Raw genomic sequence first — 11517 nt, 5'->3', positions numbered from 1 at the left:
GTCTTTAAACTTACCGCCAATCTCTTTCTATATTTGATCTAAATCAAATATACCCTCGTACTGAACATCTAGCGCTGTTTTTATTGATATTTGTCAAAGCAAAACTTGTAATAAATTCTTTGAAGATTAGAACTAATATCTGTAATATTAACTCCGACTAAATTAGCTATAGAATAACGTTAAATTAAATTTATTTAAACAATATTGCAACATAATATGGACGCTTGCTAATTATTAACAAGCGATCAGGAAGGTCGGCAAGATTGCGATGTCTTTTCTATATAAAAGCTAAACCCAATAAATCGGTACGTATGTAGTACTGTCGCCAGTCAGCTGGTGAATAAAGGAGTTATCAATGTTAACTGATGTCGTCGAACTATCGCGGTTACAGTTCGCTTTAACAGCGATGTATCACTTTTTGTTCGTTCCATTGACTCTAGGTATGGCTTTCCTACTAGCCATTATGGAGTCTGTTTATGTAATGACTGGAAAGCAAATCTACAAGGACATGACTAAGTTCTGGGGTAAGCTTTTCGCCATTAACTTTGCTCTTGGTGTGGCTACTGGCCTATCTATGGAGTTCCAGTTTGGTACAAACTGGGCATACTACTCTCACTATGTTGGTGATATCTTCGGTGCGCCTCTAGCTATCGAAGCACTAATGGCATTCTTCCTAGAATCAACGTTAGTCGGCATGTTCTTCTTTGGTTGGGATCGCCTATCTAAGCGTCAGCATCTTACTGTCACTTGGCTAGTTGCTCTTGGCTCAAACTTTTCCGCTCTATGGATTCTGGTTGCAAACGGCTGGATGCAAAACCCAGTTGGCGCTGATTTCAACTTTGAAACAATGCGTATGGAAATGGTGAGCTTTGCAGACGTAGTACTTAACCCTGTAGCACAGGTGAAATTCGTTCACACTGTAGCTTCTGGTTATGTATGTGGTGCAATGTTCATTCTAGGTGTTAGTGCATACTACATGCTGAAAGGCCGTGATATTGCGTTTGCGCGTCGTTCATTTGCAATCGCAGCAGCGTTCGGTATGGCATCTATCGTTTCTGTAATGATCCTTGGTGATGAGTCAGGCTACGAGCTAGGCGACGTTCAGAAAACAAAATTAGCAGCAATTGAAGCGGAATGGCACACAGAGCCAGCACCAGCGGCATTTACTGCATTTGGTTTCCCTAATCAAGAAACTATGGAAACAGATTACGCAATTAAGATCCCTTACCTAATGGGTATCATTGCAACACGTTCTCTTGATACACAAGTAACGGGTATCCGTGATCTTAAGAAAGAGCACGAAGTACGTATTCGTAACGGTATGGTTGCATACGGCCTACTAGAGAAACTACGTGCTGGTGACAAGACACCTGAAAACATTGCAGCTTTCGACGAAGTGAAGAAAGACCTAGGTTACGGCCTACTTCTTAAGCCTTACACTGATAAAGTTGTTGATGCGACACCAGAACAAATTCAAAAAGCAGTGGATGACTCAATCCCTCAAGTATGGCCGCTATTCTTTAGCTTCCGTATCATGGTGGGTGCAGGCTTCCTAATGTTTGCAATCATTGGCGCTGCATTTATCCAGTCTTGTCGTCATAAGATCACTGGTAACAAGCTTGTGCTTAAAGCTGCACTATTTGGTATTCCACTACCATGGATTGCGATTGAAGCAGGTTGGTTCGTTGCAGAATACGGCCGTCAACCATGGGCAGTAGGTGAGATCCTTCCAGTACATATGGCAGCATCTAACCTAGAACCGTCACAACTATGGTTCTCACTAGCAGCAATTCTAGCGCTATACACAGCGTTCCTAGTGGCTGAAGTTTACTTGATGGTTAAGTTCGCTCGTCTTGGTCCAAGTAGCTTGAAAACAGGTCGCTACCATTTCGAACAAAATGACACAAAACAAGATGTGGTTTCACGTCAAGTTGAAGCGTAAGCAGGGAGAAACAAATAATGTTTGATTATGAAAGCTTGCGACTAATTTGGTGGTTATTAATCGGTGTGTTATGTATCGGTTTTGCTATCACTGATGGTTTCGATATGGGTGTAGGTATCCTTTCTCATATCATTGGTAAAACAGATAGCGAACGCCGAGTGATGATCAACTCGATCGCACCTCACTGGGATGGTAACCAAGTATGGTTAATCACCGCTGGTGGTGCATTGTTCGCAGCATGGCCACTTGTTTACGCAACAGTATTCTCTGGCTTCTACGTTGCAATGATCCTGACGCTAGCTGCACTTTGGCTACGTCCACTAGGTTTCGATTACCGCTCTAAACTGACTGATCCAAAATGGCGTAGCCTTTGGGATAAAGCCATCTTCGTAGGTAGCTTTGTACCGCCTGTGATCTTCGGTGTTGCGTTCGGTAACCTAATGCAAGGTGTTCCATTTGAGCTAAACGAGTTCATGATCCCAACTTACAAGGGTTCATTCTTCGGTCTGCTAAACCCATTTGCCCTACTATGTGGTGTAGTTAGCTTACTGATGATCGTGACGCAAGGTGCGACATTCCTGCAAATGAAAACAACAGATGCAATCCATGCACGTTCACGTAACGTAGCGGCAGTTTCTGCAATTATCATGGCAGTTGTATTTGTTATTGCAGGTTTCGTATCTCAAAGCATCAATGGTTATGTGATCACATCTGAAATCGTGAAAAACGCGCCTTCAGATCCAACAACTAAAGAAGTAATGCGTCAGACAGGTGCACTATTCATTAACTACGCTAACTACCCAGCACTATGGATTGCGCCAATCCTAGCTGTAGTAATGCCGTTACTGACTGCACTGTGTTCACGTGCTAACCGCGCAGGTTTTGCTTTCCTATTCTCAAGCCTAACTATGGTTGGCGTGGTATTAACGTTTGGTTTTGCAACATTCCCATTCATTATGCCTTCAAGCCTAGATCCAAACATCAGCTTGACGATTTGGGATGCAACATCATCTGAGTTAACACTGAAACTGATGACAGTAGTTGCCTTTATTATGGTTCCTGTGATCTTGGCTTACACCGCTTGGTGTTACTACAAAATGTTTGGTCGTCTTGATACTAAATATATCGAAGACAACAGCACTTCACTGTACTAAGGAGTAGAACAACATGTGGTATTTTGCTTGGATTCTAGGCATTCTTCTGGCTTGTTCTTTCGGTATTATCAATGCCCTATGGCTTGAAACGACTGAAGATATGGATAAAGACAGTGAGTAATATAGAGCGTGCGATAAAAACAGTGCATGCACCGTTGATGAATCTTCCACTGAAACTACTAGCGATTGCAATGGCAGTGATTGTTGCTGGGTTGGTAATGTGGGAACCGCATCAATTCGCTGAAGCTATTGGCGGATTTAATCCGGTGATTGCACCATTGATGATTTGGGCAACCTGTAGTGCCATGGTATTTGGCATGAGTTTTGTTCCTCATCGTTGGTATTGGCAGTTATTTTTCTCGCCAATTATCGCACTACCTATATTGATCTATATTCTAGGTTTGTACTTCTTGTAATAAAGCGTATAAACCCAAGAACAAAAAACGGCTTGCTACCTTGTAGCGAGCCGTTTTTTTATAACAAAAGTATGAAACTTCGGCACCATTAGCAGAACTGAAGATTACTGAGCATGGTATGTGAACAGAAATGTGATTTGATTGTCAGAATGAGCACGAGAGGGCTAATTTTCGGTAAAATAGCCGACGAAGGGCATCCGTCAGTAACAACCTCACATTAACTTGATGTATAGTAGCGACAGAATTTTTTTGCTTATCTGAATGATAGGTGGGCTGTGATGGTAATAAAATGAAACAACTTGATGTTTTTAAGTGGCCGGTAACCATTTACTATGAAGACACAGATGTTGGTGGGCTTGTTTACCATGCCAATTATTTGAAGTTTTTTGAGCGTGCTCGAACCGAATATTTGAGAACAATTGGGCTACATCAGCAGCAATTATTTTCACAAAATATCAGCTTTGTTGTTCGTAATGTGAACATTGATTTCCTACGAGGTGCAAAGCTAGATGATCAATTGATGGTACATACCGTATTACAAAACCCGAAAGGGGCATCCATCGAATTTCATCAAGAATTAGTAAATAGTAGTAATGAAGTGTTGTGTAAAGCATTGGTGAAGGTTGCATGTATTGATCCTACCAAAATGAAGCCAAGGGCACTTCCAGAACAGTTAAAGCCGGAGATAAATTAAGTGAACTCAGAACTGACGATTTTAGACCTTTTTATGCAAGCCAGTTTGCTTGTGAAAATGGTAATGCTTATTTTGCTTGGTATGTCGATTGCATCATGGGCAATGATCATTAAGCGTTCACAAGTCTTGTCTGAAGCAAGCCGTAAAGCAGCACAGTTTGAAGATCGTTTTTGGTCTGGTGTTGATTTATCTCAGCTATATAAAGAAGTACAAGCGCGTAAAGATGAGCTAACAGGCTCAGAGCAAATTTTCTATTCAGGTTTTAAAGAATTTGCGCGCCTACACCGTAGTAATGACAAAGTGCCAGAAGCGGTAATGGAAGGTACAGGTCGTGCAATGCGCGTATCATTGTCTAAAGAAGTGGATGAGCTAGAAACAAGCCTGCCATTTTTAGCAACAGTAGGTTCTATCAGTCCATACATCGGTCTGTTTGGTACCGTATGGGGCATCATGACAGCGTTCATCGCGCTAGGTGCGGTTAAGCAAGCAACACTAGCAATGGTTGCTCCGGGTATTGCAGAAGCGCTAGTTGCAACAGCAATGGGTCTGTTTGCCGCAATTCCTGCGGTAATGTTCTACAACCGTCTAACTAACAAAGTAGCGAAGCTAGAGCACACTTACGCAACATTCATGGAAGAGTTTTCAAGCATTTTACACCGTCAAGCATTTGCCGCTAACCAGGAGCAATAAGCGATGGCTTATCAACCAAAAAAGCGCAAGATGACGGCAGAAATCAACGTAGTACCTTACATCGATGTGATGTTGGTACTGTTGATCATCTTTATGGTAACAGCACCGTTTGTTAGCCAAGGTGTGGACGTGGAATTACCACAAACCACCACAGCTGAAACCGTCGCTGATATGAATAAAGATAGCGATACGCCGCCAATCATTGTTGAAGTGGATAAAGACGGTCACTTGGGTGTGAGTATTGATAATGCTGACATGCAACGAGGTCTATCACTACAAGAAGTATTGGCACGTGTGAAAGCCCAAATGGCGGCGCAACCAAAAACATTAGTGATGGTGGGCGGTGATGGTCGTACACCTTACGCTCATATTATCGAAACATTAGATGCCTTAAACCAAGCAGGTGTTGGCTCTGTTGGCTTGATGACTGAGCCTCTTGAGCAATAAGGTAGTCACGAATGAAAAATAACAATTACACAGGTTCCACCTTAATATCGTTATTTCTTCATGCGCTATTGATAGGACTATTGCTGTGGGGCGCTGATTTTACCATGCATAAATCAGAGACTGGCGGCAATACTATTCAGGCTGTTGTGGTTGATCCTGCCATGATCAACCAACAAGCAAAGCAAATTAGAGAGCAAAGAGAAGCTGCTAAACGTGCTGAGCAAGAACGCAAAAAACGTTTAGAGCAGCAAACTGAAGCCCTTGAAAAGCAGCGAAAAGCCGAAGCAGAGCGAGTTCGTCAGTTAAAAGCAGATAAGCTAAAAGCTGAAAAAGAAGCTCGTGAAGCGGAAGAACAACGTAAGCTAGTTGCAGAGCAGCAAAAGCAAGCGGCAGAAGAAAAGCGTAAAGCAGAAGAAGCTGCTAAAGTCGCGAAAGCACAAGCAGCAAAAGCCGAAGCGGAGCGTAAAGCCAAGCAAGAGGCTGCGGAAAAAGCCGAGCAAGTTCGCCAGCAAAAACTGGCAGAGCAACGTAAAGCGGAAGAAGCAAGCCGTAAAGCTGAGCAAGAGCGTCAAAAGCAAATAGCAGCGAAGAAGAAAGCCGAAGAAGAGGCAGCGAAAGCCGAAGCTAAGCGTAAAGAGGCGGAAGCGAAACGTCTAGAAGCCGAGCGCAAAGCAGCAGAAGCAAAGAAAAAAGCCGAAGCTGAAGCAAAACGTAAAGCTGCAGAAGCGAAGAAACTTGAACAGCAAAAAGAAACCGCATTGAACGATGTGTTTGCTGGTCTTGAAGCGGAAAGTGAACAACGTGGCGGTGCGCGTGGTCAACACATTGCCGATGAAGTTGCACGCTATGGCGCAATCTACAAACAGATGATTCAACAGAACTTATTAGTTGATCAAAGTTTTAAAGGTCAAGAGTGTAATTTGACCATGCGCTTATCTGCTGATGGTTTAGTGTTAGACGTTACTCAAAATGGTGGTGACGGTGCACTGTGTCGTGCAGCGAAATCTGCGGTGGTGAAGGTGAGTCAATTCCCGATGCCTGATGACCCAGATGTTGTGAAGAAATTACGAGATATCAAACTAGCGGTAACGCCACAATAATACTGATTGTGGTGAAACATAAAATAGGAGCGATGGATGAAACGTTGGATAATGGGCTTATGTTTAGCTCTATTAAGCGTTAGTCAATTTGCAAATGCTGCACTTGAATTAGTGATCACCGATGGTGTCGACTCTGCGCGACCAATTGGTGTTGTGCCATTCCAATGGGAAGGTGAAGGTAAACTACCGACAGATATTTCTGCGGTAATTGCATCCGATTTACAAAGAAGTGGTAAGTTCAGCCCAGTGCCGACAAATAAATTGCCACAACTACCTCACAACGAAAGCCAAATTGATTACTCTGCGTGGAGTAAAATGGGTGTGGACGCTGTGGTGACAGGTACGATCACAAAAAATGCAGATGGTAATTACACTGTTAACTATCAACTCGTTGATATCGTTAAAGGTAAGCTAGCTGCGGGCACTGAAGGTGCGGCGAAAGGTGATTATCTGCTGCTGAATAACCAAGCATCAGTAAAACCAAATCGCATGCGTCAATATGCTCATCGTATTTCTGATTTGATTTACCAAAAGCTGACGGGTGAGCGTGGTGCGTTCCTAACCCGTATTGCTTACGTTGATAACAATCAAGGGGCGAAATTCCCATACCAGCTACTTGTTGCTGATTACGATGGTTACAACGAGCGCGTAGTGTTGAAATCTAAGCAGCCGCTAATGTCACCAGCATGGTCACCAGATGGTAGCAAACTGGCATACGTAAGTTTTGAAAGCGGTAAAGCACAGATCTTCGTGTTAGATATCTACACAGGTAAGCGTGAAGTCGTGGCAGATTACCCTCGTCACAATGGTTCACCTCAGTTCTCACCTGATGGTAGCAAGCTAGCGATGGTATTATCTAAAACTGGTAGCCTACAGGTTTACATTAAAGATCTTCGCACTAAGCAATTGCGTCAAATCACTCATGGTCGTGCAAACAACACCGAAGCGGTTTGGGCACCAGATGGTCAGTCTATTTACTTCACGTCAGATCGTGGTGGACGTCCTCAGGTTTACCACATGGATTTAGCAACAGGTGATACTCAGCGTGTAACATGGCAGGGCAGCCAGAACATGGGTCCACAAGTAACCCCTGATGGTCGTTACCTTGTTGTTGTTAACCGTTCAGACAGTGGTTACAACATTGCTAAACAAGATCTTAAAACTGGTGCGATGCAAATTTTGACCAAAGCTCGTCTTGCGGAATCACCAAGCATTGCCCCTAACGGTAGTATGATTATTTATAGCTCTGCGCAGAATAATGGTACTTATGAATTATCTTTGGTATCTATCGATGGTCGTTTCCAAGCGCGTTTGCCGTCAAGCAGTAAACGTGTACGTGCTCCATCATGGGGACCGTTTTTATAATTTGAACTAGCTTAACTTTGCCTTGTAGGCATTACTGAGTTTAAAAAGGAAATATAGATGCAACTGAACAAAATTTTAAAAAGTTTAGCTATTGTACTGCCAATGATGACATTGGCTGCGTGTAGCTCAACTGATAGTGCAGACAGCTCTGCGGCTAACCAAAATGGTACCAACGGTGGCGGTAATTCTCGTCCAGATCAATCAATTGTATCGCCAGTTGATCAATCAGGTAGCATGAGCGAAGAGCAACTGTTAGAGCAACAGCTTCAGCAACTTCGTCAAGAGCAAACAGTATTCTTCAAGTTTGATAACTCAGAAATCCAACCTGAATATCAAGCAATGCTAGAAGCACACGCAGCTTACCTACGTGACCACCCAAGTGTAAAAGTGATTGTTGAAGGTCATGCTGATGAGCGTGGTACGCCAGAATACAACATTGCACTAGGTGAGCGTCGTGCAACAGCTGTAGCACAATACCTACAAGCATTAGGTGTACCTGCAAGCCAACTTTCAATCGTTAGCTACGGTGAAGAAAAACCTCTAGTGTTAGGTCACACTGATGCTGACTACGCGAAAAACCGTCGTGCGGTTTTAGTTTACTAATCTGATTTAGGTAAACAAAAATATGAGCAGTAACAAAGTAATGCGAAAACTTGCATTAGTGTTGCTGATGAGCGCGGCGACCCAAGTGGTCGCCGCGCCTGTATCGGCAGCGAATTTAGATAGCCTAGAGCGCATGTTAGAAGCGCAAGGCCAAGTACAATTGCAGATGCAGCGTCGCTTAGATCAAATGTCCTCAGATATTGATGAGCTACGTGGCAATGTTGAGCGTAACAGCTACGACATTAAGAAGATCGTTGATCGTCAACGTGAAATCTACCGTGAAGTGGATAACTTAAGCCGTCAGCCTGAGAAAGCAGCGCCAGCAGAAGAGAAAAAAGAACCAGCGTCAACTGAAGCTTACTCAAGCAACGTCAGTGAAAATGCAGCGTACGAGAAAGCGGTTAATCTGATCTTAAAAGATAAAGATTACAAAGGCGCAACTAAATCGTTCCAAAGCTTCTTAACCACATACCCAGATTCAGTATACAAGCCAAATGCAAGTTACTGGCTAGGGCAGTTGTTCTTCGCTCAGAACCAATTAGCGGATGCTGCAACGAACTTCAAAGTGGTTGCCGACACCAAAGATTCAAGCAAACGTGCCGACGCATTATTGAAACTTGGTGTGATTGCAGAGCGTAGTAATGACGTTGCAACAGCGAAAACCTACTACCAAGAAGTGGTGAAATCGTACCCGAACTCAACCACAGCACAACAGGCAAAAACAGCATTAGCTAAGCTGAAATAATCCTGTTAACTCAGTATGTAATGAAAAGCCTAGGTAGCAAAGCATCACTTTGTTCCTAGGCTTTTTTGTTACCGTTAGGTCGAAGCTGTGTTGGTTAAAGGTGAAATTTAGGAAATCCAGCGTATAATGTTCGGACACAAAAGGAATGCTAACGAGCAAGTGAATAATGAGTATTACATTTGATCCATCGGAGATGGTTTACCCGTTTCCGCCAAAACCTGCGCCATTAACTGATGCTGAAAAACAAAATTATATTGAGCAAATTAAGCAACTGCTAAAGGAAAAAGATGCAGTGCTGGTGGCGCACTATTACACCGATCCAGAGATCCAAGCATTAGCAGAAGAAACGGGTGGATTCGTTGGTGATTCCCTTGAAATGGCACGTTTTGGTAACCAACACCCAGCAACAACCCTGATCATTTGTGGTGTTCGCTTTATGGGTGAGTCAGCGAAAATCCTGACGCCAGAAAAGCGTGTATTAATGCCAACCTTAGAAGCTGAATGTTCACTCGACTTAGGCTGTCCTGTTGATGCCTTTAGTGAGTTCTGTGATGCTCACCCAGATCACACCGTTGTGGTGTATGCCAATACATCAGCAGCCGTAAAAGCCCGTGCTGATTGGGTAGTCACATCCAGTATTGCACTTGAAATTGTTGAGCACCTAGATAGTGAAGATAAGAAAATTATCTGGGGGCCAGATCGCCACCTAGGCTCATACATTCAAAAGAAAACAGGCGCAGACATGCTGTTATGGCAGGGCGAATGTATCGTTCACGACGAGTTCTCTGCTAAAGCACTGCGTGACATGAAACACCTTTACCCAGATGCAGCGATTTTGGTTCACCCAGAATCACCAGCAAGTGTTGTTGCTTTAGCGGATGCGGTAGGTTCAACAAGTCAGTTAATTAAAGCTGCCAAAGAGCTGCCGAATAAAAAGCTGATTGTGGCAACTGATAAAGGCATCTTCTTCAAAATGCAGCAAATGGTACCTGAAAAAGAGTTGGTTGAAGCCCCAACAGCAGGTGCAGGTGCAACATGTCGAAGCTGTGCACATTGTCCGTGGATGGCAATGAATGGCTTAAAAGCGATTTACACTGGGTTATCTGAAGGTGGTGAACAACATGAGATCTTTGTTGATGAATCACTACGTGAAAAATCACTGATCCCATTAAATCGTATGCTAGATTTTGCTGCTGAATTGCAATTGAAAGTAAAAGGTAATGCGTAATTAACGCTTATCTCTAGCTAAGTACTAGCAAACAGCAAGATAACAGATACTAAAAAGGCGAACATCATGTTCGCCTTTGTTGTTTTTGCTTGCAGAGCTGTGTGATATTTACGCTTCTACTAGTTGAGCACCACGTTGTGTTAAGCCACACAACATTGTTGGGATCGCATTGAAGATCTCTTCAAACTGTGCCAGTGCGTCAGCACCTTGTTCGCTTAATGCTTCTAATGCAGTTTCAGGATCGAACAATAAGCTGATTGAAAGTAATACGCCGCCAAGTAGGGCATTGTCTTCACTTTCAGGTGGCATGATGGTTTCCCAATCATCACGTGCTAATTGCCAGCCTTGCAGCATACCTTCACAGAAGTAGCTGGTCTCTTGAGTCACAATCTGACCATCATCAAGAGCACAGCCTTCAGGCCATTTCCACGTGCTTTCAAATAGGGCTTTACGCGCTTCATTCCAAATATCAATGATCGCGTTAGCGTACGCTTCTAATTCTTCATGAGTGCTAAAAGGTGAGATTTCTTCACCGCCCCATAAAAAGGCCAACCATTCAGCGGGATCAATAATGTTTGGCGCAGCTGCCATCGCGGTTACAAAACCACGGGTTTGAGATTCGTTAAGTAGCTGTTCGGCAAGGTGTTGATCTTGCAAAATGACGTTAAGTTGTGAAGACATAAACTATCTCTATTTAATCATTGTTAGGGTATTACTAGACGTATTTAACGATCAACGAAAGAGTAATAACGTTATATCAACCATTGTAACAGGCTAATTGCGCCAATATAGAGCAGGGGAAGAGATATTTTAACATTGATGATAATTTTGTTGTAAAAGTAAGCACTTAAAAAAGGGATTTCAGTTTTGTCTTGACCTTATACCCTTAGCACAATATAGTAGCCGTCCGTTGAGAGGCATAGCCTATCAACAACAAGTGGTGAGGTGTCCGAGTGGCTGAAGGAGCACGCCTGGAAAGTGTGTATACGGCAACGTATCGAGGGTTCGAATCCCTCCCTCACCGCCATCTCTTATTTAATAAGAGAACACAATTTAGGAGAGATGGCTGAGTGGTTGAAAGCACCGGTCTTGAAAACCGGCATACGTTAATAGCGTATCTAGGGTTCAAATCC

General features: G+C 43.2%; 13 protein-coding genes and 1 tRNA gene. 13 read left to right on the top strand and 1 reads right to left on the bottom strand.

From position 1 onward, the window contains the following. Positions 1-355: 355 nt before the first annotated feature. From cydA to nadA, 12 genes are all read left to right on the top strand, one after another. Positions 356-1942 (top strand): cytochrome ubiquinol oxidase subunit I, encoded by a 1587-nt coding sequence (gene cydA, locus E5A76_RS07720; RefSeq protein WP_008986612.1) that lies wholly within the window; start codon positions 356-358, stop codon positions 1940-1942. Positions 1943-1959: 17 nt separating this feature from the next. Next, positions 1960-3096: a cytochrome d ubiquinol oxidase subunit II gene (cydB, locus tag E5A76_RS07715; RefSeq protein ID WP_053988405.1), complete on the top strand. Its 1137-nt coding sequence runs from the start codon at positions 1960-1962 to the stop codon at positions 3094-3096. 13 nt (positions 3097-3109) lie between these two features. Further along, positions 3110-3217 (top strand): cytochrome bd-I oxidase subunit CydX, encoded by a 108-nt coding sequence (cydX, locus tag E5A76_RS07710; RefSeq protein WP_042116804.1) that lies wholly within the window; start codon positions 3110-3112, stop codon positions 3215-3217. Then, the gene (gene ybgE, locus E5A76_RS07705) at positions 3210-3512 is read left to right on the top strand and encodes a cyd operon protein YbgE (protein ID WP_316247323.1); all 303 of its coding nucleotides are present in this window, start codon (positions 3210-3212) and stop codon (positions 3510-3512) included. The genes cydX and ybgE overlap by 8 nt, the downstream gene beginning before the upstream one ends. 289 nt (positions 3513-3801) lie before the next feature. Continuing rightward, complete coding sequence (ybgC, locus tag E5A76_RS07700; protein WP_161118565.1) at positions 3802-4206, top strand: tol-pal system-associated acyl-CoA thioesterase; 405 nt, start codon at positions 3802-3804, stop codon at positions 4204-4206. Then, complete coding sequence (gene tolQ / locus E5A76_RS07695; protein WP_053988402.1) at positions 4207-4896, top strand: protein TolQ; 690 nt, start codon at positions 4207-4209, stop codon at positions 4894-4896. Between the two features lie 3 nt (positions 4897-4899). Next, a complete protein-coding gene (tolR, locus tag E5A76_RS07690; RefSeq protein ID WP_008986617.1) occupies positions 4900-5343 on the top strand; it encodes a protein TolR in 444 nt (147 codons plus the stop codon). A gap of 11 nt (positions 5344-5354) precedes the next feature. Beyond that, on the top strand, positions 5355-6443 hold the full coding sequence (gene tolA / locus E5A76_RS07685; protein ID WP_060987990.1) for a cell envelope integrity protein TolA: 1089 nt from the start codon (positions 5355-5357) through the stop codon (positions 6441-6443). Positions 6444-6479: 36 nt separating this feature from the next. Continuing rightward, the gene (tolB, locus tag E5A76_RS07680; RefSeq protein WP_023932920.1) at positions 6480-7808 is read left to right on the top strand and encodes a Tol-Pal system beta propeller repeat protein TolB; all 1329 of its coding nucleotides are present in this window, start codon (positions 6480-6482) and stop codon (positions 7806-7808) included. A 57-nt stretch (positions 7809-7865) separates the two neighbouring features. Next, positions 7866-8411, top strand: a complete 546-nt coding sequence (gene pal, locus E5A76_RS07675; RefSeq protein ID WP_053988399.1) for a peptidoglycan-associated lipoprotein Pal — start codon at positions 7866-7868, stop codon at positions 8409-8411. 22 nt (positions 8412-8433) lie between these two features. Next, the gene (ybgF, locus tag E5A76_RS07670; RefSeq protein WP_161118564.1) at positions 8434-9156 is read left to right on the top strand and encodes a tol-pal system protein YbgF; all 723 of its coding nucleotides are present in this window, start codon (positions 8434-8436) and stop codon (positions 9154-9156) included. A 166-nt stretch (positions 9157-9322) separates the two neighbouring features. Further along, positions 9323-10384, top strand: coding sequence for a quinolinate synthase NadA (nadA, locus tag E5A76_RS07665; protein ID WP_008986622.1), 1062 nt, complete (start codon positions 9323-9325; stop codon positions 10382-10384). A 108-nt stretch (positions 10385-10492) separates the two neighbouring features. Here nadA and E5A76_RS07660 read toward each other — a convergent pair whose 3' ends face one another. Beyond that, a complete protein-coding gene (locus tag E5A76_RS07660) occupies positions 10493-11065 on the bottom strand; it encodes a UPF0149 family protein (protein ID WP_161118563.1) in 573 nt (190 codons plus the stop codon). 258 nt (positions 11066-11323) lie between these two features. On the opposite strand from E5A76_RS07660, the gene E5A76_RS07655 reads away from it, so the two are divergent. After that, positions 11324-11411, top strand: a tRNA-Ser gene (locus tag E5A76_RS07655). Positions 11412-11517: the final 106 nt, after the last annotated feature.

This window comes from Photobacterium lucens (genome assembly GCF_009873615.1).
In the GTDB taxonomy this organism is placed as follows: Bacteria; Pseudomonadota; Gammaproteobacteria; order Enterobacterales; family Vibrionaceae; genus Photobacterium; species Photobacterium lucens.
Note: the sequence above shows the minus strand (reverse complement) of the source record. Positions and strands in the feature narration are given on the sequence as shown.